At 42.7% G+C, this 24051-nt stretch carries 18 protein-coding genes; 8 read left to right on the top strand and 10 right to left on the bottom strand.

Annotation, left to right across the window (positions count from 1 at the left end; all coding sequences use genetic code 11):
- Window positions 1–145 precede the first annotated feature (145 nt).
- Window positions 146–850 (top strand): fibrobacter succinogenes major paralogous domain-containing protein, encoded by a 705-nt coding sequence (locus tag NT175_03560; protein MCX6233785.1) that lies wholly within the window; start codon window positions 146–148, stop codon window positions 848–850.
- Between the two features lie 298 nt (window positions 851–1148).
- Entirely contained in the window at window positions 1149–1586 is a 438-nt protein-coding gene (locus NT175_03555; GenBank protein ID MCX6233784.1) for a zf-TFIIB domain-containing protein, read from the top strand.
- Window positions 1587–1903: 317 nt separating this feature from the next.
- Here NT175_03555 and NT175_03550 read toward each other — a convergent pair whose 3' ends face one another.
- The 7 genes from NT175_03550 to NT175_03520 all read right to left on the bottom strand — a co-directional run bounded on the left by NT175_03550 (window position 1904) and on the right by NT175_03520 (window position 10238).
- A complete protein-coding gene (locus NT175_03550) occupies window positions 1904–2608 on the bottom strand; it encodes an ABC transporter ATP-binding protein (GenBank protein ID MCX6233783.1) in 705 nt (234 codons plus the stop codon).
- A complete protein-coding gene (locus NT175_03545; protein MCX6233782.1) occupies window positions 2605–3705 on the bottom strand; it encodes an ABC transporter permease in 1101 nt (366 codons plus the stop codon). Before NT175_03545 ends, NT175_03550 begins: the two co-directional genes overlap by 4 nt.
- A 2-nt stretch (window positions 3706–3707) precedes the next feature.
- Window positions 3708–4790, bottom strand: coding sequence for a class II aldolase/adducin family protein (locus tag NT175_03540; GenBank protein MCX6233781.1), 1083 nt, complete (start codon window positions 4788–4790; stop codon window positions 3708–3710).
- A 36-nt stretch (window positions 4791–4826) separates the two neighbouring features.
- Complete coding sequence (locus NT175_03535) at window positions 4827–6212, bottom strand: hypothetical protein (GenBank protein MCX6233780.1); 1386 nt, start codon at window positions 6210–6212, stop codon at window positions 4827–4829.
- Between the two features lie 26 nt (window positions 6213–6238).
- Window positions 6239–7360: a hypothetical protein gene (locus NT175_03530; GenBank protein ID MCX6233779.1), complete on the bottom strand. Its 1122-nt coding sequence runs from the start codon at window positions 7358–7360 to the stop codon at window positions 6239–6241.
- Entirely contained in the window at window positions 7360–9216 is a 1857-nt protein-coding gene (locus NT175_03525) for a DUF3419 family protein (GenBank protein ID MCX6233778.1), read from the bottom strand. Before NT175_03525 ends, NT175_03530 begins: the two co-directional genes overlap by 1 nt.
- 74 nt (window positions 9217–9290) lie before the next feature.
- Window positions 9291–10238: a YegS/Rv2252/BmrU family lipid kinase gene (locus NT175_03520; protein ID MCX6233777.1), complete on the bottom strand. Its 948-nt coding sequence runs from the start codon at window positions 10236–10238 to the stop codon at window positions 9291–9293.
- Window positions 10239–10646: 408 nt separating this feature from the next.
- Here NT175_03520 and NT175_03515 point away from each other — a divergent pair, with 408 nt between their 5' ends.
- The 3 genes from NT175_03515 to NT175_03505 all read left to right on the top strand — a co-directional run bounded on the left by NT175_03515 (window position 10647) and on the right by NT175_03505 (window position 13993).
- Complete coding sequence (locus NT175_03515) at window positions 10647–12569, top strand: T9SS type A sorting domain-containing protein (protein ID MCX6233776.1); 1923 nt, start codon at window positions 10647–10649, stop codon at window positions 12567–12569.
- A 303-nt stretch (window positions 12570–12872) separates the two neighbouring features.
- A complete protein-coding gene (locus NT175_03510) occupies window positions 12873–13346 on the top strand; it encodes a nuclear transport factor 2 family protein (protein MCX6233775.1) in 474 nt (157 codons plus the stop codon).
- Between the two features lie 464 nt (window positions 13347–13810).
- Complete coding sequence (locus NT175_03505; protein MCX6233774.1) at window positions 13811–13993, top strand: hypothetical protein; 183 nt, start codon at window positions 13811–13813, stop codon at window positions 13991–13993.
- Window positions 13994–14156: 163 nt separating this feature from the next.
- Here the strand turns inward: NT175_03505 and NT175_03500 are convergent, their stop codons facing one another.
- Both NT175_03500 and NT175_03495 read right to left on the bottom strand, forming a co-directional pair.
- Window positions 14157–15635, bottom strand: a complete 1479-nt coding sequence (locus tag NT175_03500; GenBank protein MCX6233773.1) for a glucan endo-1,6-beta-glucosidase — start codon at window positions 15633–15635, stop codon at window positions 14157–14159.
- Window positions 15636–15710: 75 nt separating this feature from the next.
- Window positions 15711–18839, bottom strand: coding sequence for a glycoside hydrolase family 3 C-terminal domain-containing protein (locus NT175_03495; protein MCX6233772.1), 3129 nt, complete (start codon window positions 18837–18839; stop codon window positions 15711–15713).
- Window positions 18840–19213: 374 nt separating this feature from the next.
- On the opposite strand from NT175_03495, the gene NT175_03490 reads away from it, so the two are divergent.
- Window positions 19214–20560, top strand: coding sequence for a hypothetical protein (locus tag NT175_03490; protein MCX6233771.1), 1347 nt, complete (start codon window positions 19214–19216; stop codon window positions 20558–20560).
- A 240-nt stretch (window positions 20561–20800) separates the two neighbouring features.
- A complete protein-coding gene (locus NT175_03485; protein ID MCX6233770.1) occupies window positions 20801–21718 on the top strand; it encodes a T9SS type A sorting domain-containing protein in 918 nt (305 codons plus the stop codon).
- A gap of 55 nt (window positions 21719–21773) precedes the next feature.
- Here NT175_03485 and NT175_03480 read toward each other — a convergent pair whose 3' ends face one another.
- Window positions 21774–22088 (bottom strand): hypothetical protein, encoded by a 315-nt coding sequence (locus NT175_03480; GenBank protein MCX6233769.1) that lies wholly within the window; start codon window positions 22086–22088, stop codon window positions 21774–21776.
- A gap of 570 nt (window positions 22089–22658) precedes the next feature.
- Between NT175_03480 and NT175_03475 the strand changes: the two genes are divergently transcribed.
- Entirely contained in the window at window positions 22659–23987 is a 1329-nt protein-coding gene (locus NT175_03475; protein ID MCX6233768.1) for a hypothetical protein, read from the top strand.
- Window positions 23988–24051: the final 64 nt, after the last annotated feature.

The raw sequence follows: 24051 nt of genomic DNA, 5'->3' as shown, positions 1-24051 counted from the left end.
ATCAGAAACAAGATGGGTATTTGGGCTTTTTGTATCTTTACTCATGGAAAAGTTTGTTTAAAAGTTTATACACCTCAAAGATAATGATTATCAATGAGATAACAAACTTTTCCATTTTTTTATGAATAATTCAGGTTAAATTAACATGAAAAAAAACATCAGCATTTGGATTTACCCATTAATAGTAATAGGATTTTTATTAACTCTTACTAATAGTTGTAAGAAAGACGATGACACTAACAACAATACTCCTGCCGACACGGTAGTTGACATAGACGGCAATGTTTACCACATTGTAACCATTGGTACACAGGATTGGCTGGTTGAAAATCTGAAAGTGACCCACTACCGCAATGGCAACCCTATACCCAATGTAATCATTGATGCGCTGTGGGAAAATTTAGCAACAGGTGCTTATTGTGATTATAACAATACACCAGGCAATAGTACAACCTATGGCAGGCTCTACAACTGGTATGCAGTAAACGACAACCGCAATATAGCCCCAACAGGCTGGCATGTGGCCACCGATGCCGAATGGACAATACTGACAACTTATGTGGGAGGTGAAGCTGTTGCCGGTGCTAAACTAAAAGAAACCGGCACAACTCATTGGCAAGATCCAAATTCAGGAGCGACCAATGAAACCGGTTTTACAGGCCTTCCGGGCGGAAGCCGGCACTTCGATGGTCTGTTCGACTACATCGGCCTCGGCGGTGTATGGTGGAGTTCTACTTCTGAAAATGACAATGATTCCTGGACCAGGTATTTGGACTATGGTAACATCGATGTTTACAGGGATCTCAACTTTAAAAGGCATGGCGCTTCTGTGAGGTGCGTGAGGGATTAATTTTTTAATTTGTTTTAATTTTTGACATCAAAAGGCGGCCGGATTTTTCTTGAACTCCGGATGCCATCTTTGCAAAAGATGTCATCCGGACACGACGAATGACATCTCTCAAAAGAGATGGCATCCGTGATATAACGTCATACCATTTTTCTCTGAATATTTGTACCTTTACTCCCTAATCTCAAAACGACGGGGAAGTATTTAGACGGACTCGCGTTGGTGGCAATTTTAAAAATTGATAAGTTTATGACCAATAAAATATTTGTAATAATATATTAACCCTTTAAAAACCTGCAATATGAAATGCACAAAATGTGGTGGCGAATTTAAGACCAAAAAATTAAAAGGTATAGAAATAGATCACTGTTCGGGTTGTCAAAGTATTTGGCTCGATTATAATGAACTTGATCAATTGGAAGATACTGTGTGGGACCATGATGAATTAAAAGGGTCATTGTTTTTTGGAACCCAACCTTCCACAATCCATTGCCCTAAATGTGGAATTATGATGCAAAAAATAAAATATCGTTTTTATGATCTGGAATTAGAAATCTGTCCTGATTCGTGTGGATTCTATTTAGATGCTAATGAAGAGAACCGAGTTTTAGAACTCATTGAAAAAGAGAAAAAAGCTACTAAAAGAAAAATAAAATCAGAAGAAGAATGGGTGAACTCATTAAAACGTATGAAAACCAGATCTTTTTTTAGTAAATTGAAGTCTTTTATGAAAAGTTAAAACTGCCGGCGGCACGTTATACCGCATTATTTAAAGGAGTGTAACTAAGCTGCATCACGACGATACGCTTCAATTCATCGATGATTATTTGCTCAGGAGTTCGCATAATATATACTGCAAAACTAATCCTGAAATCCATTATTTCAAAGAACGTAATCGCTTATTTATCAATGGTTATAACCCCTTTTTGTTAGTATCTGCTGAATTTGAAAATTAATAATATGAGCAAAAAAAAAACCAGTAATTTCAATAATAAAATTGTTAATAACGATTAATGAGTCATCCCCCACGAGTGACGCGTGCTGGATGTGATGTCGTCACATGTCACCCTTTTCCGAAAATACACCATCCTTTAAAAAGAGCACCCTGTCTGCAAAATCAGCAATCCGATGGTCATGGCTGGCGATGATAACGCAACGGTTTTCGGTTTTTGCAGATTCCCTTAACAGGTTTACGATATTCATGCCCTGCTCTGTGGCTAAGTTGCCGGTCGGCTCATCTGCAATGATAAGGGTTGCATTGTTGGCTAATGCACGTGCAACCGCTACGCGTTGCTTCTCTCCCTGGCTCATCGTGCGGGGGTAGTCCTTTGCCAGATGTGCAATGCCAAACCTTTCTAACAATTGAACCGTACGAAGATTTGCCTCTTTTTTATTTGTATGATTAAATCTCATGACTAAAAGTATGTTTTCCAGCGCATTCAGGGAATCGAGCAGGTGAAAGGTCTGGAATATAAACCCGATGCGGGCTGCACGAACTTTTTGCAGTCCTGCAGGTGAATACTCCTGAATCTTCTTACCGAACAGCCAGGCCTCGCCGGATGTGGGCCGCTGAAGACCGGCCAATATCGTCAGGAAGGTCGATTTTCCGCTTCCGCTGGGGCCCAGGAACAATATGACCTCTCCGGGGTACGCCTGGAATGAGATATCTTTCAGTGCACTGGTTTCCCTTCCCTGTCCCTGGTATATTTTTGATACTCCCATCAGTTGTGCTATTGGCTGATGATTTTTTGATTGGTTCATTTGAATGCCTCCAATGGATAAACTTTCCTTAATTTCTGGTTCGGGAAAATCGAGCTGATCAGGCTTATGACCGTCACGCTCAAAATAACTGCAAGGATCTGGAAAGGCGATGTCAATACCGACACTTCCGGTGAAAGTCTCTCAACTGCTCCCATCAAGGGAAAAAACAGGGCAATACCCACAACCAATCCGGTTCCCGACAGGATCATAGCCTGGATGATCACCATCCTTGGTATGAAACCACCGGGTGACCCCAATGCCTTCATGATCGCAAAATCCTTCCTTCTTTCAAGCACATTGATCGAAAGGATAAGGCTGAGAATGGCCATCAGTACGACCGACCCGATCATAGCGACGACAAAAAGCAATGGCAGGATTCCGGATTCCATTTCACGGATGTTGTTTTCAAGAAATTTCGTCCTATCGAACACAACCACATTGGGTAAACTGGCTTCAATTTCTGATGAAACACGCTTCAGGTCAGCGCCTGGTGTCACCTTTACCAAGTAACAGGTCACGATGCCGGCCAGACCTATGATTCTGTGTGCATCGGCTAAAGTGATGAATGCATACTGGATAACGAACATGTTCGTGCCTTTGCTAAAACCTACTACCACCAGGGTGTTGTTTTTTACCGGCAGGGTATCACCGATATTGATGTGATGCTTGGCAGCAAACGAACGGTCCAATACAACTTCACCACTCGATTTAATGTTCCTGCCCCTGGAAATCTCTGGTGGACCTCCGCGACCTGTTTTGGGATCATACCCGGTAAGGTAAAGTGTAGCCGGCCCTTCGGGAAGCCTCACCGATGCCAGGATAAATAGCACGGGTGATACGGATTTAACTCCGGGAGTCTCTTTCAATGTTGTGCTATACTCGGGTGTCAGTAGCGAGGTGCACCGCAAAATGTTCGTCGCATGACGTTGCAGCACCCACAGATCAGCATCGCTTGAGCGGACGTACTCCACCGATCCGACAGATACTCCTTTATAAATTCCAAGCAGGAACAATATCAACACCACACAGAGGGCCACACCACATGCCGTGATGATGAATCTGAATGGCTGGTCTATCAATGTTTTTAGTGCATACATGACTATGGGATCATTGGAACTTCCTTGAATAATTTACCTTCGATCCTTGAAAATATATCATCCAGATCCGGCCCGGTAATAGTAAGGCCATGATTCTTCAGCCCCACGACCGCTCTGCCGGGTTGGTCAGTTGTTTTAAGCAAAGCCACCACATCTTCGGCAAGGTTCAACGTGCCGCAGGGAAAATTCTGGTGAGTTGAGGGAATATCTTTCATCCAGGCATGTACATGCAAAATCGCTCCAACTTCAGGAAATGCCTGGTAAATGAGGGTATGCTCAATAGCATCTACCGATACTCTCATTCTTGGGTTATGTTCCGCAGGAACACTTACCACGATCTCTCCATTCTCCGGGTCATACCCGGTAACCAGCAGGATATCCTCGCCCGGGCCTTTCAGATGAGCTTTATCCACGCCACGGGCAGTCATCCAGAAGGTGTCTGTTCCGATTTCGGGGATATCTTCTCTGGCGCTGAGATTCCCGTAACTCAGTCCCTTTATCTTAAAAAGGCGGTACAGGTGATCAATGTTTTCCTGGCTTAGCAGATCGGTCAATGGAAATGGGGCAGGCAGCACGCCAAGAGAATCGAGCACACCTCCATAGTGTTTGAGTTTTTCTGTCACCGCAGTCTTGCAGTATGCAGCCGGAAGATTTGCGGTAAGCCTGTTCGTGATCATCATCCTTGCATTGATGACAGGTAACATGCTCTCATATATCTTTCCCGGACTATAAGAGAAATGATAATATCCGACCTCTGGTGTTATGCAGTATATTTCGGGAGCATGTTCCCCGTTTTCTTTGATGCAAAGCAGCAGGTTGGAGAGTGTTTTAACCAGCATGCCGTAACAGACAGATCGCTGGTCATCCAATTCATTCGATAGTGTTGAAATCGAAATGACGAATTCGTTCTGTGCTTTGCGCAATACCGCTTTGGGATTATCAAAAGTGGTCAGGTTGATGATAAAATTCAGTTCGTTTGACATGGAAGTCAAAACATGGCCATGAACTTCCAGTTCAGCCACAATCTCCTTTACGATCCGATCCCTCAGCGGAACACTACCGTTATAATTTATTGAAAATTTCATATCACGTTTTTTTTATTTTTTGTTAATATCAATCAATCAATTACTCATTCTATCAATCAATAATTCATCAAATACGTCCCTGATCATCATATCTCCAAATGTTTCTCTTCGACGAAATAACCAATGCATTCCATCCGCAACGGCAATGACGGCTGGACGGGGAAACCCAAAGTTCGACTCCCATGATGTAAAATATGCCCCGCTATCCATGATGGCAAGAATTTCCCCGGTTTTTACATCCGGCATATACTTGTTCCGGTAGACCATATCTGAAGCAAAGCACCCGGGACCGTTAATGTTTACATATTGACTACGTGGACGACGGACTTCATTGCATAAGAATACTTCATGATATTCATAAAATGTTGGCATAGTCACCGTACCGATGCCACCATCGGTGGTCAACCATTTTTTTAATCCGGCACGCTCCTTTACCTGGTGTACACCAAGTAACAGAACCTGGCTGGAACTTGCAATGCAACGCCCGGGTTCGGTGATCAGTTCAGGCCAATGGCCTTCAGGAAAGATCATGCTGATACCTTTGGTCACTTCTTTCGCAAAATCTTTGAAACCCTGCTTATCCGGTTTCTTTTTGATGCCTGGCAGACGGTCCATCGCCTGGTAAAGGAGCATCTCCCGGGTGGTCATCTCCCAGGTCCCGGATGCTGCAAATCCTCCGCCAATATCCAATACCTTCACCTCAATGACCCGGCTCATTGTCTGATCCATCAGATCTTTTAAAAGCTCCAATGCCTTGCGATAATCATTCGGGCGACGGATACCGGTACCTATATGAAAATGAAAACCATAGAACTGAACATGATCCAGCCCTGGAAGTTCATCAAGTATCTTCACTACCTCACCACTTTTCAGATCAAAGCCCAGAGAACATCCTTTCCTGCTCCCGGTGGCCGATCCCTTGTTCATTCCTTTAGGAGTATAATCCGGATTGATCCTGAGCAGGATGTCGGCTTTCTTATTTAATCTTCCTGCCATTACATTCAGCCGTTGCAGCTCCTGCAAGGAATCGACGATTACAAAGCGAACATCATTTTCCATGCAAGCCGATAGCAATCTGTCCGGTTTGAATGGCCCGTTAACAATGATATCCCGGCCTTTATATCCCAGCCGCAAGGCCAGGTTAAGCTCAAATTCACTCATCACCTCTGCTTTGAAGCCCCTCTTCTTTATTACATCAATCACACCCGGCACCGGATTACACTTGAAGGCATAATGAACCGATACCTGACCCGGGTAAACATCAGTGAATGAATGGAGAAAATCCTCAACAGTCGAGGCTAAACGATGTTCATCGACAACGTGCAGAGGTGTTCCGTAAATACCAGCAAGATCGACACAACTGCAATCCCCGATAGTCAGTTCCCCGGTGCCGTTTACCCCAAATCCCCAATCTTCTGGCATTAAATGACTTTTTTTCGATCCTGCTTTCATGTTGTTCTGCTTTTTAATGTTTTTCCATAAACCTCAAACCATTTATATGGTTTTAATCCGATGATTTCCGATGCCCTCACAGCGGCAATATTATCATCCGACATCCAGGTAGAATAGACCACAGGGTAGCGTTGAGCGATCTTCAACATTGCATCGATCAGCAGGATAAACACACGACTGTTCTGGTAAGCTTTTTTGATTCCGACTGCATATACCACGACTTCACGGATCGCTTTCCGTTGAACCAGTAATTTATAGATATCTGTTATCCTTATCCTGCCTTTTAATGACTGCAGGAGCGGATTGATGTTCAGCACGCACTGAAGCACTCCAACCGGTTTTCCATGGTGTTCCACGATCTGTATAAGTGACGGATTAGTAACAGCAAACAAAGATTTGGCTGAAAAGAGGTACTCTTTCCGGCTCACCGGCAGAAAATGCCAGTTTTCGGAGAAGGCATCATTAAAAACCTCCCGGATGCGTTCGAGTTCGGCTTTCATGTCGAACAAGTCAAAATGACGTACGGTAAAACCATTCGATTCAGGTGGGATTTTATAATTCTTATGGCGTTGGCTCAGGAAATCTCTTGTTTCAGTATTGATCCGGGTATGAATGCGATAGACCACTTCAAAGCCTGATTTTTTTATGAATGAGGGATAATATTCCGGATTATGTGTTTCGAAAAAAGCCGATCTTTCATAATTCTTAACCAGCATGCCTAATTCGGAATAATGGTTTGGATTGAAGGGGCCTTCCAGGCGTTCAGCGCTTTTCAGTTGGCAATACTCTTCAATTGTTTTCAGAAGTATGGCAGAAGCCTGTTCGTCCTCCACCGATTCATAAAAACCAAAAAAGGCGGTTTTTTCATGAAACTTCTTCCAATGCTCCGGATTGATGACTGAAATTGCCCTTGCGACCGGTTCATTCCCTTTATAACAGACGAATTTCTTCAGATCAACTCCGGCAAAATAGGGATTCTTCGTCTGATCAAGGGTTCTGATTATTTCTGATTTCAGTGGTGGAACCCAATCAGGATCATTATGATGCATCCTGAAAGGAAGATCCAGGAAATCCTGCATCCCCTTGCGATCGCTGATTATTTTGACTTGGTACGACATCAGTTTTTGGTTATTTGTTCCACAACGTAAGCCCTGTAAATAAAAGACCTGTCGGCAGCATAGAGCGTTTCTGACAGCTCTTTTTGCGGATTGATCCATCTGGCCAATGATTCCGGCCTGGAGCGCTTAACAAGAAGGTTCCGGTAGGTAAGGATGGATCCATCCCTCGCAACACGTACCGTCTCCTTCAGAAGATGTTCAAAAGAGGTAGTCTCCATCCATTCAAAAATGTTCGAAAAATTGAATTTTGAGATCGAATCAGCCGGAATCCCGCGAAAATAATCCTCACAGCTGCCCGTTACGATCTCAATACGATCGATCCTGCTCTTGATCTTCTCAAAGTTTTCTTTTCGCAGATAAACCGGAATGTTAATAAGATTGTAAAATTTTCCCAGGAGAACATAAGCTAAGAAGTAGTTTTCTTTCAGCGACATCGTCGTGATCGCCCGTTTGATATTTGACCGGAAATGGTCACCGAAGGAGAAGGATTCTTCTAACTGATCGAAGAACTTCCCGGTAAAAAGCAGGGTCATCATTGTACGGCTGAGAAATACTCTCGTAAAGAACCGCCACCGGAAATTGTTCCATTTCCTGTCATATAACAATTGTCTTTCCTCTTCTGTTGTGCAAGCGAAGAGTTGTTCAGGCAGCGACTTTCCCACAAGCAGTTTCAGCCATTTTTTCAACATCTGCATATATTTTTCATACCGTCCGCTGGAAATAATTCCCATCAGGATTTTATCTTCCTGATCATCCCAGTATTGAATGCTTTCCGGCTTCATGTGCATCCGAAACCTGGAATACAATGTAAGGCGCCTGTCAGAGGGAAGCAATCCAAGGAACTCTAATAGTTCTTCATAATCAAATTCCCTGAAAGCAGCCATTTTCAGGTCAAGAAGATAATTCTGGTAGGGACTGATGTCCAGGGCAATGACTTTTTGGGGATTATCTGCGAGAAAAGCAAGTGTATTGCATCCGCCTGAAGTGATTGAAAAGACGACATCATCCTGTCCGATTTGAAATGCCCTCCGGTCGATCTCCGGATCTTCCCAGCATTGTGCATAAATGATGTCGCTGAATACTTTTGATCTTTTCAGTTTCCCAGCCTGACGTGTTGGTTTATCAGCATTTTTAGCTTCGGGAAGTGGTTTCAGACCGATCCATGTGTGGATCACAGCCCAGTCGAATACGGCAGGGAGACCAATGACCATTGCGTAGAAAAGGTTACCCATGATAGCAGCCAGAATGAATCCGGGTATAAAAAGAAGATAAAGGGCATTGTGCCTGAAACCGTCACTGTTGATCCGGAAACTTTTCATATCTGCAATCAACCTGAGGATGCTTCGAATATTCGGTAAAAACCTCGGGGTGGCCTTTTTATATTCACGAAACGCATCCCCGAATTGATGTTCCAGGTTCTTTTCTTCATAAGTGATCAACTGGTTGTAATGGAGATAGAGCAGCGCCGGCATGGCTAAACCGACGGGGGAGAGGCATAGGGCAAATCCGCAAAAAGCGATCAGATCGGCCAGGTAAATGGGATTTCGGGAGACTTTATATGGTCCAGTCGATATCAGGATATCTTTACGGACCCTGAATGACATCACAAACTCTGAAGAAAGCACAGTTCCTGCCCACATTCGCAGGAATGTTGCTATTATCATAAGCAGAGCCACGAAGATGAATCCCGTTTTGACAAACAGTTCCGGGGATAATCCAAATAGGTTCCCTGCCAGTATCATATTTCCCGGAACCCCTGGAAATCCCAAAAAAGAAACGAGACAAACGATCAGAACGATACTTAACGAGATGAAGATTCTTGCTTCAAACTCAACCCGGTGAATATTTAATGCCATTGTTTTCATGTTTTATATATTAACTATTTGTTTGTGAAGTTGTTTGCTGTTTGCTTTTTACTATTCACAGTTCACTACTCACTACTCACTATTTGCTTATATCTTACTCTAATTGCGCCTGGTATGACCCCGATCTTACATGGAGTTTTACCCATCAGTTCCCCGTCGGTCTCGATCCATATAGGTCGTTCCGAATCAATTGAGATCTCTTTGGTCTGCCTGATGGAAAAATAGGTTGAATTGATATGATTTCCCGAGTAGACCTTCCCAAAATTCAGGAATCGTCGCAGCAGGTTCATCTCATGAATCTGAAGCACATCAAGCCATCCATCATCTATCCTGGCGTTGGGTGTCAATCTCATCCCTCCTGCGCAATAGATCCCGTTGCCGATGGTAACACCTATCATCCTTTTCGATTCCGGTGGTTGTTGATCAAGCCGGATGGTCATTTGGGATGCCTTATAATGAACCAGGTGTGACAAGGCCACAGACCCGAAGGCGATCTTTCCCCCGAAATACTTGAGCCTCATACCAACCCTCGATACAACAGATCCTCCGATACCGACCTGGCATTCACTTACAAAGAGACGCTCACAAGGGTTGTTGTCCTTATCAAGGTAGTTCACAAACCCCACATCCAATGGCTTTGCAGTTGAGTCACAGATCAGATCCAATTGGTCGCTGATTAAACCCGGCAGCCGGAGTGTCTGTGCCAGTCCGCTACCGCTTCCGCAGTTCAGAATACCCAACTCACACTGATCACTTACCGGTTTTTTGTTTAGTAAAAGGCCATTGAGAACTTCATTGATCGTTCCATCTCCCCCGATTGCGATAATGAGGCCTGCACCCCCGCCAGCAGCTTCACGGGCAAAGATGGTGGCATCACCCTGTCTGGTAGTTTCCATCAACAAATAATTTCTGTCGAATCTTTTTTCCAGCTCAGGCACCAGTTGACTTTTCAGCTTCTTTGCCTTTCCACCACCAGCCACCGGGTTCAGTATGATATGTGCAACTGTTTTCATTATCGATTTTTTACATCTTATCAACTCATCAACTCATCAAGTTTTCAACAAAGGTATCCCTGCTGACAGGCATATCAGAATTGGTTTTCCGGAAGTAACAGGTTGAATTTGCAGAATTTGTAAAAGAGATAGTCCATTATGGCCATTAATCAATTAATTGCCAAAACCGACCAGACAATCCATAATTTATGGGTAATTTTTGCAGAATTCAATAATTTTTTTGGAGGAATTTGCAGTATAAATTATATTTAATATCTATTTCTATGAAAAGAATTGTCTTATTATTTGCTTTCTTAAAACTGCAAACGCACAAATGTTAATAACGCTTATTTTTTTTAACTGATTAATTACTTATTTTTATTATCTTTGGAAGTTAAAATTATTTTTATTCACTAAAAACATAAAACTATGAAAAGAAATCTACTCATTTTCGTGATCTTCATGGCAATGGCCGGTTTTTCGCGAGCCCAGGTCATAGCAGATTATGAGTGCATCCCGATGAATGTGATGTTGGGAGGGGCAGATGATCAAAGCACCATGACTGTCGTTCCTAACCCTGATGCATCAGGTATTAATACCAGTAATTACGTTGTTAAATTTGTGCGTGATAAAAACGGTGTACCTTGGGGGGGCTTTTGGTCAGCTTTACCTACACCGGTCGACGTGACTGTTAACAAGTATGTTCATGTAAAAGTATGGAAACCCCGGATCAGCCCTATAAAATTTAAACTGGAAGGGGGCGCCGCCGGTAACCTCGAAATTCTTTCAATTTCTGACCAAATCAGCACCGGTGCGTGGGAAGACATAGTATTTGATTTCTCCTCTAAAACCGGGACCTATCCTGTCATATCATTTATGCCTGACTTTGAGGATCCGGTTACCCTTACTGAAGATATTATAATTTACTTCGACGACATTATGGTAAACAACGATCCGACGCCGAACACTGCAGCTGCTTATGTCATCGAAGATTATGAGATCATGCCTTTAAACCTGATGATAGGCGATCCCTTGGTTGATTTTAGTTCCATGACGCTGGTACCCAATCCGGATCCAAGCGGGATCAATACCAGCTTGTATGTAATCCAATTTCTGCGCGATAAGGATGGTGTACCCTGGGGTGGTTTCTGGTCACCGACGGGTGTCGACGTGACAACCGATAAATATATGCATGTAAAAGTGTGGAAACCACGTATCAGCCCCATTAAATTCAAAATTGAAGGTGGCACCGCCGGTCCCCTCGAAACTCTTTCGATATCTCCGCAAACCAGCACCGGTGTATGGGAAGACATGGTTTTCGATTTCTCCTCCAAAACTGGCGCCTATCCTACCATTTCCTTCATGCCTGACTTTGAGGATCCTCTCACCCTTACAGAGAATATAACGATGTATTTCGACGACATCATTTTGAACAACGATCCCAATCCCACCGTGCTGGAATCAGTTACAATGAATGTAAATATGTTATACTGGAAAGACCTTGGAATCTTTAATCCGGCGACCGATTTTGTTGATGTTGCTGGTACCATGAATGGCTGGGATGGCACCAACGATCACCTCACTACCACAAACGACAGCATTTATACCATCACTTTAGGTGGTTTCGTGGCTGGCACTCTCCTTGAATTTAAATTCCGTATAAACGGCAGTTGGGCCGATTCCACCTGCGAATTTCCAAGTGGCGGCCCCAACCGTACCTACACTGTTGTTGCCGGCGCTAATATTTACAATGCCTGGTATAACAACGACTCCACTTCTCCGGTTACGTTCAAGGTGAATATGTCGAATTATGAACTAATGGGGATATTCCACCCGGCTACCGATTTTGTTGATGTTGCCGGCAATTTCAATGGCTGGGATGGCGCTAACCATCATCTGACTACGACCGACGACAGTATTTACACCATTACGGTCGATAGCCTGACTTTCGGACTATTACTCGAATTCAAATTCCGGATCAACGGGAGTTGGGCCGATTCCACCTCTGAATTCCCCAGCGGCGGACCCAATCGTACATATACAGTACCTGCAGGACCAAGTGAATACAGCGCCTGGTATAACAACCAAGTATACGGTATTCCTGATCATTCCCTTACCGGGAAAGTGCAGTTTTATCCAAATCCTGTGGTCAACATCCTGAATATCCATTCAACTGTTGAAATCAACAAGGTAGTGATCACCAATACGGTTGGGCAACAGGTTGCAGTTTTTGAAAACCTGGCAACCGGAACGGCTGCCTTCAATATTTCGAACCTGGATAAAGGATTGTATTTGATAACATTCTATGCGAAATCGGGCGGTCAGCTAATACAAAAACTGATCAAAAACTAAAAAAAGATCACTCTTTCTTTAAGAGGAAGCCGTCCAAAAAAGGGCGGCTTCTTTTTTTTCCGCCCGGCATAGGCTGAACTTAAAGAGTTCTTTAAACTCTGAAGGAAGTAACTATTCACCCCTTGCAAATACTAAGACGTACGGTTTTATTGTCCGGTGCATCAGGGATTAATCCGACTTACAAATTTTACTGCACTTTATTTGTAAAATTTGAGTCTCATTAATAAATTTTTGTAGGAAAATTTAAAAAAGGAAAATTATTTTTAATTTTAAGCAAACAATAAAATTAAAAGGAGTTGCATCATGAAACATGTATCCATTATCTTCATCATCACAGCTCTGACGCTGGTCATGGGCTGCCAAAGGGCAGTAGACACTGCAGCCGAGAAGTCAGCAATCAACGCTGTCCTCGATAGTTACATACTAAGTATTGAGAATGAAGACATTGAGCTCTATGGCAAAATCTTCATTCACGACACCGACATGGTGAACTTCGGTACTGGCGCTAACGAACGCATTGTCGGGTGGGATACTTTGAGAAAGTTAATTGAAGCTCAAAATGCTGCTTTGTCAGAGACAAAGATAACTTCTAGCGATGTCACCATCAATTTGTCACCCGAAGGACAGTTTGCGTGGGCTACCTGCCTCTGGGACTTCAAATCCACAATGGAAGGGCAAGTCATGCAGCTGCCAGTACGCTGCAGCTGGATTCTGGAGAAACGCGGCAAGGACTGGAAGATTGTCCATTTCCACAAATCGGTGGGAACGGCATGGTAGGTTCGACAATTGCCTCTTACCGCTGAACCGTTGCATTATACAAACCAGAACCGAAAGCAGCTTCGCCTGATAAGTAACGCTTTGTGTGGCGCCAGCCGTACAAATACGAAAACACTTCACGTTTTCTGCGTTTTATAGTAGACACGGATGCCATCTTTGCAAAAGATGTCATCCGGACAAATCGGATGACATCTCTCAAAAGAGATGGCATCCGTATCAGATCCGTCAAAATAACGTACCGATTTAAAATCGTTGAATATGTTTAATTTTACTGAGCGCGTTGATAAGTGAAATATAAATACAACCGTATACACTTTCATTATGGGCAAGTTAAAAAAATGATACAGCGGTCTAAAATCGAACTGACCATCCATTATAAAAAAAATTAAAGTGGAAACCAGAACACACTTTAAAAACGGGGCGCTACCGAAAAGCCATACGAGTATTAAAAAATAGGATGAAAGATGAAAAATAAAGTAATTGTAATTCCAGCCGTTCTTTTAATAATTTCATTAGGGAATTATTTTATAATTTTTTCTAAAGGAAGTATTCGGACTGTTGAATTTCTATCAATATTTATTATCGGAGTATTATCAGGAGTATTATTAACTCAAATTTTTAAAGCAATAAAGGATAGAAAGAAATAAATTATTTTAAGTTGCAAAAGTAAAAAATAGAAATCAACTTGAAATAGATGAAAGAAAACCTGCCTATGCTGCAAAGGAGAAAAGAAAGTACTTTTTTTATGCTGAGAAAATAAATTATAACCCCCTAAAATCTTGTTTTTTTTGTGATTCCCTGGGGATGGTATTACCATAAAATAGTGGCTACCGATAACGGTGCGATGGAATAGTCGAAATTATTTTTACCCTGTTTTACGCTAAATGTTTTAAAATTAGAGCCGTAATTACTGACAACCAGGACTTTTGTCCCGTCGGTGTTTAAAAAGACCACCACGCCGATATTTACCAAAGTAAGAGGCACATCTGACGAAACCCTGACTGCCCCTGGTCTAACAAATTTTGAAAAATGGGCGATGGAATAATACTCCTCATTTTTGGTGATTTGCCCGTTCTGTAGATTGAGCGTCACTACGCCGCGGCAATTGGAGCATCCATTATTTTGAGGACCATAGTTCTGATCGAGAACAAGGTTCCAGAAAATACTGGTATTCGACCAGTTCAAAGCCGTACCTATTAAAATGTTCCTCATGAACCACATCAGGTTAGAGCTAAAATCTGTAGCCCATGCGCCACCGGAAATCTCCGTGAAATATAAGTCTTTATCCGGGTGTGCGTTATGAACCGTGCTCATGGCCGAAACATCTCCTGCATAGGCGTGAAAAGCCGTGCCGGAAATATATTTACTTGCCTCAGGGTCATTAAGAATGGAAATAGCGTAAGACATATTGTCCCAATTGTGATCGTAAATAATGATTTTAGTGTCTATACCTGCCGATTCAAATTTTGGCCCGAGGTGGTTTTTAATAAAATCCAGTTGCTCCCCGGGTTGCATCTCCATGCATGGATAGGTTGCCGTAAAATAAAGCGGTTCATTTTGCGGTGTTATAGCCGTGATGGTGATCCCTTCGTTTTTCATCTCCTGGATATACCTGACAAAATAGTCAGCACAAACATCATAGCAGGTTGTTTTAAGTTTTCCACCTTTCATGCTGCCGTTGGTTTTCATCCAGGGTGGCGGGCTCCAGGGCGAACCTATCAATCTTATGTCCGGTGCAATCTGAATGATTTCTTTCAAAACCGGAATCACATCTTCATAATCCTGCCCAAGTGAAAACTGATTAAGGTCAAAATCGGTTTCGGATATTGGTATATCATCATAAGTGAAATCAGAAAGAGAAAAATCTGAGGCGCCAATTGTAAGGCGCAGATATGAAATACCTATTTCGCTGACCGGATCGAATAAATTATGAAGTGTCGTTTGCCGCGTCGCTGCATTCATCTTTTTGTGAAGCAGGTAAGCTGAGGAACCGGTAAGGGCTGCCCCAAATCCTTCCATGGCCTGAAACGCGATGGTCGTATCCACCACAATGACTGGCCAATTAGAGGAATCCTGCTCCTTGATTGAAAGATCACCTTCTTTATTCAAGAGCTTTGTTTTATCACCTTTGGTCAGCCAGACATGTGCCTTACCAATGTCGGTTTGAACTGGTGGTTCCTGATGCTCGGAATTATCATTGTTGCTGCAATTCAGGAGGCATGTGAAAATTCCTGAAAGCAACGTCAGCATAATGATATTGCCAGCTTTATGATTTGAATGATAGTGCATTTTAAAAGCTTTAATGATCATAAGATATTAACCATAAGGGCACATAATACACGCTGCCTCTTACTCCCCAAATTTCTATTCTTTAACAATTTTACTGGTCAGGATTCCCTTTTCCGAAGTTATTTTTACGAAATAAATGCCACTTTTTAGCGCCGAGCATTCGAATTCCTTTGTACCGGCAAGGTTTGATGAGAGATTCATCGTGACCATAACCCTTCCGAAAATATCAACAATTTGCAAAGAAGGTTGGTATTTGGATGGCAATCGGTATTCAACCATAAGCACATTTTTCGCCGGATTGGGGTAAACATTTAGCAAAGGCGCATTGCCGTTAATACTCCCCATTCCGCTCACAGTTATTGTAAACGACCAGGTATCTTTGTCAGAAATACCAGCAAATGCGTTTTCGTAAAGATCAAGAAATGCAGCAGAATCGACCACCACATAGTATTTTGTGTTAAGTGAAAGACTGTAATTATTGAAGAAAGAAATGGTACTTGTTCCCGATCCACCTATATTCCCGGCATTTATAATTTCTTTCACTTTATCTGTGGCGTATTCCCTAATAATGATCATTTTATCCTGGTTGAAATTAACAGGTTTATTGAAATTCATCACAAAATCCACATGGCTGCTCAGGTTGGAAGTACTGTCAGTAGGTGTCAGCGCTGTTACCTGGGGTTTGGTTATATCAGGACTTGTCAACTCTACATACCCTGTTAGCCTAATATCTCGAGAAGAAGCACCAACCATTATCACAAAATCTGTGTAATCTAGTCCCCATGCTTTAGTGTATGTCTTATAGTAAGAGAATGAACTACTGTCTAAAGTGATGCTCACGTTCTTTGTCTCACCTGCAAGCAGGGATACTTTTGAGAAACCCTTCAATTCTTTGAAAGGGCGCATCAATTTCGAAACAGGCTGGTGGATGTAAAGCTGGGCAACCTCTGCTCCATCGCGGCTACCGGTATTCTTCACATCAAAGCTGACCGTAATTTCATTTGGGTTACCTGTTGTATCCGGGGTTATGGAAAGATTGCCGTATTCAAATGTAGTATATGAAAGCCCATAACCAAAAGGAAACAATGGTTCTACATTCTCTGTGTCGTAATACCGATAGCCCATCAGCAATCCTTCTGAATAATAAACATTCTGGTCATGGTTTTCATCATAATAACTGTTGAATGTGGGGTTATCTTCCCATCGTTTCTCAAATGATACCGGTAACTTACCCGATGGATTGGTTATTCCGAAGATGATCTCTGCAACAGCAGTTCCGCCTTCCTGACCCGGATACCAGGCATGCAACAATCCTTTCACATGCGAAAGCCAGTTAGATGTTGCAACATTCCCACCTGCATTCAGGACAACAATTGTCCTGGGGTTTACTGAGGAAATAGCGTTAATCAGGCTGTCCTGTAAAGCTGGAAGCTCAAATGTGCGGTCAAAGCCTTCGCTCTCAAGATCGCTGTTGAAGCCGGCGCATACAATAGCTGCATCGGCTTCTGCTGCATGCTGTATGGCCAGCGAATTAGTAAAATCCAGCAGGTGCCATCCCGCCCTTATTTCAGCGTCACCACCATTTTCATAATATTCAATTTTAATGCTATGCTCGGTACCCCCGACAAATACCATGGTGGTGCGATAGGTCGTAGCTGACTGGTCGTGCCACTGGTTGATGATTAACTGGTTATCAAGATAAAGTCTGCCGCCATCGTCACAACGCAAAATAAATTCATAATTTCCCGTTGATTGGGGACGAATCACACCGGTCCACCGTATCGAAAAATGGTCTGCCGGAAATCCTGCAATGGAAGGGCTACCTGCACCCCAATTAAAATTAACCTTGTTGTCTGTACTTATATAATAGGCTGTACCAGATAAATTCTGGTTGTTGAAGTATTCGGCATGCAGTCCCGACTGGCCTGACCCGCTACCAATATAAAACTGGGATGTTTGAAAAACGGTATCATCATCGGTAAAACCTTTGTCAAATGTAACCGTGATGCCAGGTCCGGCAATTGACTCTATGGCGCTCAGCACGCTTACCGAATGAAATGGGTCGGTATAAGAGCTGCCCCCGCCTGCAACGTAACTATTTCCATTTGGTCCAATGACAGCGATCTTAGTCATGTTGTTTTTATCGAAGGGCAGGATATTGTTCTCGTTTTTAAGCAGGACAATACCTGCACGAGCAATATTCAGCGAGACTGCAGCGCTGGCAGGATTATCCAGTGGAATAGACGGATCAAGCTGCGGATGGTCAAAAAAACCAAACCGGAATAATGTACTGAGGATTCGCCTCACCTTATCGTCAATAACCGATGGGTTCAATGTCCCGTTGTTGATAGCAGGCAAAAGAATGGCACTGTTCATGTGAACACCTGATGGCATTTCAAGGTCAAGCCCTGCGAGGGCTGCCTTCAGCCCATCGTGCGTTGCGCCCCAGTCTGACATCACGAAACCATCAAAATTCCAGTCCTGTTTCAGTATCTCAGTAAGCAGGTGCTTGTTTTGCGAACAATAACTCCCATTTAATAAATTGTAGGCAGACATAATGGCTCCGGCCTTTCCGTTTACCACAGCCGCCCTGAATGCAGGTAAATAAATTTCCTGGAGGGTGCGTTCCTCCATATTGGAACTAACTATATTGCGGTCCCATTCCTGGTTGTTGGCTGCAAAATGCTTGACTGTGGCTATGACGCGTTCACTTTGCACGCCCCTGATATATGCAGCTGTTATTTCCCCTGCCAAAAAAGGATCTTCACCAAAATACTCAAAATTACGGCCGCACATAGGTGCACGGTGCATGTTTACACCTGGCGCCAGCAGGATGTGCACCCCCCTTGCACGGGCATCTCTGCCTAATGAAACTCCCAGCCCGTTGATCAGCGCAGTGTCCCACGTTGAAGCTGAACAAATCCCGGCAGGATAGGCTGTGGTTTGTCCCCATGTCCTCACACCAACGGGTCCGTCTGACATCTTGATCATGGGTATGGCCGGGTTTGTAACCGCTCTGATGTAGAAATCATTATACCCGCCGATGTACTGAAGTTTCTGGCTGAGGCTTAACCTCTGCAACAGATCTTCGGTCCTGGCTTCCACTGTGGCTGTGCTGTCAAGATAGATCTGAGAATAAAGGATTGAACTATTCAGTACAAAATTCAAGACTGAAAACAACAGGATGTTATATTTTCGGGACATGGCTAATGATTTTAATTATTGAACAAGTATATAAAGATACGACAAGTTGATCAATTTTGTATATTGGCTTATCAATGTCATTTTTAACTATGGTCTATAACGGAGTAATAACTGGCTTGGAAGAATTAAGTGCCAGAATAGTCAGGCTTTTATCCTAAATAGACCACTGAATCTTAAGATTATCAGGAGATAGATATTATCGGTTTGGAGTCGAATCAAGATGGTACAATTATAACTCCGGATGATTAATTTGACACTGCAACCTTCCAGAGTCCGAAAGGACCCGGAATAGTTCCAGAGAAAATATTCTTTGCTTTTAGCCTTAGAATTTGGTATCTTTAAAGCTGAATATTTTCCCACCAAATCCAACAACTATGAAAACCATGTTCCCTTTCCTTTTAATCCTTGCCTTTGCATCTATGATGGCATTTGGTCAGCGTCCAACAATCGAATTAACCTTCACGGCTGTTGACAACACTTCTTATGTCCAGCTCGACAGTATCAAAGTAATGAATCGCACCCAGGGAGGCGATACAGTTTTGTATTACCCAGATACAGTGCTTACTCTCTATTATGTTGGTATCCATGACAACGAGGATATAGAAAGTAATTTCAGGGTAATGCAGAACTTCCCGAATCCAGTGGTTGACCAGACCATCATCAGTATTTATGTCCCTGAAAAGGACAACGTAAATATCAGGGTTACTGATGTGCTGGGACGGCAGTTCATTAACCAGGAAAGGCTATTGGAAAAGGGAAATCATTCCTTCCGGTTCATACCTGGGGACCAGGAGTTTTATTTCTTCACGGCCACCTTGCAAGGGGCCAGTCATTCCATCAAAATCCTCCACATCGGCATGGGTTCAGAACGAACCTGCCGGCTTGAATACATGGGAAGCGAAGGAATGGAGGTACTCCTAAAAATTGGTACAATCAACCGATACTTTACCTTCAATCCTGGAGATGAGCTGCTATACATTGGCTATGCAGATACCCTGGAATCCGGTATACTTGATGAACTTGTTGAGAATCATATATACACCTTCCAGTTTGCTACCAATATTCCCTGCCCGGGAACACCAACTGTTATATATGAAGGACAGGTTTACAACACCATTCAGATATTCAGTCAATGTTGGCTTAAAGAAAACCTGAATGTGGGAACAATGATACCGGGAGTACAAGCAATGGAAGATGATGGGATCATTGAAAAATACTGTTACAATGATGAGGAAGACATTTGCTTTATCTACGGAGGTCTTTATCAATGGAACGAAATGATGCAGTACTCAATACGGCAGAGCACAAAAGGTATTTGCCCGCCAGATTGGCATATACCCACAGATAATGAATGGAAGATACTCGAAGGGACTGTGGATAGCCAGTATCCTGTCGGAGATCCTGAATGGGATGAAGAATGGTGGCGTGGATTTGATGCAGGAGCCAACCTGAGAGAAACCGGAACAACTCATTGGTTTAATCCAAATTGGGGTGCAACCAACGAAAGTGGCTTCACAGCTCTCCCGGGGGGGTACCGCAATTATGTGTATAGTAACTTCGCTGCCATGGGCACATACGCTTCCTTCTGGACTTCATCGTGGCCTGAGTATAATCCTTACTTCAAATGGGATCGTTGGCTGAATTATAACAGCACCGATATAGAACGGGTAACGTCTCAGGATGGGAGTGGGTATAGTGTCCGTTGCGTTCGGGATGATTAGGCTATTTGTTAATTTGACAATTTGATTATTTGAAGAATGGAGAGAAGCCCCATCGAATTTTTTAAATTCTGGAAACATAGGAAAGATAAAATGGTGCATTGAACACGGAAAGAAATAATTACGTTGGGTAACAGCACCTAAACCCAATGGGCGGATAAATGAATAGGTGCGTTTATATATATGTTATGCCCAATATAAATTAACGACAAGAATTAACAATGACAATTAAAACTAATGACTATGAAAAAAATAATTTTACTTTTTGCAGGACTTGCATTTTTAACATTTATAAATCAAGCCCAAACGGTAATCGACTATGACAGTAATGTGTATGATACCGTAATTATTGGTACCCAGGTTTGGATGAAACAAAACCTGAAAGTAACACATTACGACAATGGAGTCCCCATACCCAATGTTCTTAACAACACGGAATGGGCTAACCTGGCAACGGGTGCGAGGTGCTATTATAGCAACGATTCTATTGCATATGATTCGGTTTATGGACCTTTATACAATTGGTATGCAGTAAATGACATCAACAATATTTGTCCTGCAGGCTGGCATGTATCCACAAATGCTGAATGGCAAACAGCTGAAACATATCTTGGCGGTTTAACCATTGCCGGAGGCAAAATGAAAGAAGCCGGCATAGTGCATTGGAACAGCCCAAATACCGGGGCTACAAATAGTAGCGGATTTACAGGTCTTCCTGGTGGTATGCGTGACCCCACTAATAACTTCCAATACATTCATGAAAACGGTCTTTGGTGGACAGCTACAGCGTACAATGCATCAAGTGCTTGGAGCACTTACATGTGGTATTTAAATGCTGGTGTTGACCATAACCCCGGCACTAAAAAATACGGGTTTAGCATACGGTGCGTGAAGGATATTGGAACTGGGCTTGGCAATATTAATTATATAGAAAAAGTTAAAATATATCCTAATCCTGCAATTAACAAAGTTTCAATTGAGTATGCTGAAAATCAGGATTTGAAAATGCAAATTTTCAATGTTGTTGGAGAGTGCGTAATACAAGGTAAATTAAACAATCTATCTAAAGCAATTGACATTAGTTCTTTATCAAAAGGGATTTATGTAATTAAAATTTCCTGTGTAGATTGGACAATGCAGAAGAAACTGATTAAGGAATAACATATACTGGGAATAACTTGGTGCTTTCTTCATCCATCTCATTCCATCTTTTATTTTACTCGCCTTCCTTATCGTTGCATGGAAATGGGAATTTATTGGTGGTATCATCTTTATTGTAATAGGTCTTGTGCTGAGCCCTTTTATCTTTCAGCACAATTATAATATGAACCACTCTATTGGTATGAGCTTTGGCATCATCCTGGGAATTACTTTCCCATTCGTTATTGTGGGTATTCTTTTTATTATAAGTCACTTCATGAAGAAAAAGATCCTTTTTAAAACACATAACGAATAACAGAAAACCAAACCAGCTCATAATAACTAAGCGTTCATTGCGTCCGTAGGACGAACGATGAACGCCCTGTTGCACGGAACCGAAGATATTTACCACCGGTTCAATGCAGATTGCGTTAAGTTTCTTTGAATTTTGGAGTTAAGGCCGATTACCTTTTTACCAGATGGAATGGATTTCCAGCTCGACTACATTAGCATCTACGGTTTTAGTGTCTAGTGCGTGAGGGATTATTAGACTATTTGACTACATGACTACTTGGGGTATGGGGCAAAGCCCATCGGTTTTTTTGAATTCTGGAAACAAAGGAAAGCACATTCTTTCCGATAATATAAAATGCCCTTATTCATCTACCGTTATGCTAAAACATGAGATGTCATCCCTCATTACCAGATTAACCTGACACCACATGTTTACATGAACTCACTATAACGCCAAAACACGCTCGATTTTTTCCAGAGGCACTGATATCACCTGTAGTGAGATCGTGCATAAAACATGGGAATGGTATAGCTTAAAATAGAGTTATACAGAACAGATTTCCACCTAATGACCTTAAACCTTCATGTACCTCAAAATAGTACTTGCTTTTGGCTTTAATACTTCGTATCTTAGAAGGCTGAATATTTCATCACTAATCCAAAGACTTTGAATACCAAAATCACTCTCCTTTTAATCCTTGCCTTTGCATCTATGATGGCATTTGGTCAACGTCCAATAATCGAATTGACCTTCACTGCTGTTGACAGCGCAACTTATGCACAGCTTGACAGCATTAAGGTCATGAACCGCACCCAGGGAGGCGATACGGTATTGTATTGGCCCGATACGGTCCTGAACCTGTATTATGTTGGGCTGGGTGAAGCAAGTAGGGTAGAAGATTTATTCCAGGTACGTCAAAATTATCCTAACCCGGTAACGGACCGCACAACAATATCGTTGATTGTGCCTGAAAAAGACGAAGTGGGTATCATTATTACGGATATTTTGGGCAGGGTGATACTCAAAACTGACAGGGTGCTGGATAAAGGGATTCATTCCTTCCGGTTCACGCCCGGAGGCGGAAACCTTAATTTCTTCACCGCACAATGGAAGGGAATGAGCAGCAGCATCAAGATCCTGCAGACGGTGTTCAATTCAAGCGGGACGAGTACACTTGAATACGCAGGCAGTGAGGATTCATTCCCACAGCTAAAGGCAACGGAAGATATTCAAAGCTTCTTCTTCAACTTAGGAGATAAACTGCTTTACATCGGTTACGCCAACGGACTTCAATCCGGCATGCTGGATGTCCCTGAAGCCAGCCAATCCTACACCTTCCAATTTGCCACCAACCTCCCCTGTCCGGGAACGCCAACGGTGGAATACGAAGGACAGGTTTACAATACCATTCAGATATTCAGTCAGTGTTGGTTGAAAGAAAACCTAAACGTAGGGACAATGATACCTGGAGAGCAGGAAATGAGCGACGACGGGGTAATAGAAAAGTACTGTTACGACAACGATATTGCTAATTGTGCCACTTACGGGGGCTTGTATGATTGGCATGAGGCGATGCAATATGTCACGACAGAAGGCGCACAAGGGATCTGTCCAAGTGACTGGCATATTCCAACAGATGAAGAATGGAAGGTGCTTGAAGGCGCCGTTGACAGCCAGTATGGCATAGGAAACCTTATGTGGGATGAATCGGGTTATAGAGGTTTTGATGCGGGATTAAATCTTAAATCTACCTGGGGTTGGTATAGTAGTGGGAACGGCACCGATTTGTTTGGTTTTTCGGGTCTTCCGGGTGGCGGCTGTAACAGCAGTGGTCTCTTCGGCAACATTGGCGAAATTGGTCCCTGGTGGTCGACTAGGGAGTACGTTACCATCTGCGCTTGGTACCGCGCTCTGTATTTCCTCAATTCAAATGTATGCCGCGACGTTTACAATAATGAATTCGGTATGAGTGTCCGGTGCATCAGGGATTATTAGACAATTTGGAGTATGGAGTGAAGCCATATCAATTTTTTTTGAATTCTGGAAACACAGGAAAGTA

This window comes from Bacteroidota bacterium, from assembly GCA_026391695.1.
Taxonomy (GTDB): domain Bacteria; phylum Bacteroidota; class Bacteroidia; order Bacteroidales; family JAGONC01; genus JAPLDP01.
The sequence above is the reverse complement of the archived record's forward strand: the minus strand, read 5'-3'. Positions and strand labels throughout refer to the sequence as shown.

What these genes read in the sequence shown, in the direction of transcription:
- NT175_03550 (MCX6233783.1), bottom strand. Translation starts at nt 2,608, where the DNA reads ATGAACCAATCAAAAAATCATCAGCCAATAGCACAACTGATGGGAGTA.
- NT175_03510 (MCX6233775.1), top strand. Translation starts at nt 12,873, where the DNA reads ATGAAACATGTATCCATTATCTTCATCATCACAGCTCTGACGCTGGTC.
- NT175_03515 (MCX6233776.1), top strand. Translation starts at nt 10,647, where the DNA reads ATGAAAAGAAATCTACTCATTTTCGTGATCTTCATGGCAATGGCCGGT.
- NT175_03530 (MCX6233779.1), bottom strand. Translation starts at nt 7,360, where the DNA reads ATGTCGTACCAAGTCAAAATAATCAGCGATCGCAAGGGGATGCAGGAT.
- NT175_03535 (MCX6233780.1), bottom strand. Translation starts at nt 6,212, where the DNA reads ATGCCAGAAGATTGGGGATTTGGGGTAAACGGCACCGGGGAACTGACT.
- NT175_03555 (MCX6233784.1), top strand. Translation starts at nt 1,149, where the DNA reads ATGAAATGCACAAAATGTGGTGGCGAATTTAAGACCAAAAAATTAAAA.
- NT175_03540 (MCX6233781.1), bottom strand. Translation starts at nt 4,790, where the DNA reads ATGAAATTTTCAATAAATTATAACGGTAGTGTTCCGCTGAGGGATCGG.
- NT175_03500 (MCX6233773.1), bottom strand. Translation starts at nt 15,635, where the DNA reads ATGCACTATCATTCAAATCATAAAGCTGGCAATATCATTATGCTGACG.
- NT175_03490 (MCX6233771.1), top strand. Translation starts at nt 19,214, where the DNA reads ATGAAAACCATGTTCCCTTTCCTTTTAATCCTTGCCTTTGCATCTATG.
- NT175_03560 (MCX6233785.1), top strand. Translation starts at nt 146, where the DNA reads ATGAAAAAAAACATCAGCATTTGGATTTACCCATTAATAGTAATAGGA.
- NT175_03545 (MCX6233782.1), bottom strand. Translation starts at nt 3,705, where the DNA reads ATGTATGCACTAAAAACATTGATAGACCAGCCATTCAGATTCATCATC.
- NT175_03520 (MCX6233777.1), bottom strand. Translation starts at nt 10,238, where the DNA reads ATGAAAACAGTTGCACATATCATACTGAACCCGGTGGCTGGTGGTGGA.
- NT175_03485 (MCX6233770.1), top strand. Translation starts at nt 20,801, where the DNA reads ATGAAAAAAATAATTTTACTTTTTGCAGGACTTGCATTTTTAACATTT.
- NT175_03505 (MCX6233774.1), top strand. Translation starts at nt 13,811, where the DNA reads ATGAAAAATAAAGTAATTGTAATTCCAGCCGTTCTTTTAATAATTTCA.
- NT175_03495 (MCX6233772.1), bottom strand. Translation starts at nt 18,839, where the DNA reads ATGTCCCGAAAATATAACATCCTGTTGTTTTCAGTCTTGAATTTTGTA.
- NT175_03525 (MCX6233778.1), bottom strand. Translation starts at nt 9,216, where the DNA reads ATGGCATTAAATATTCACCGGGTTGAGTTTGAAGCAAGAATCTTCATC.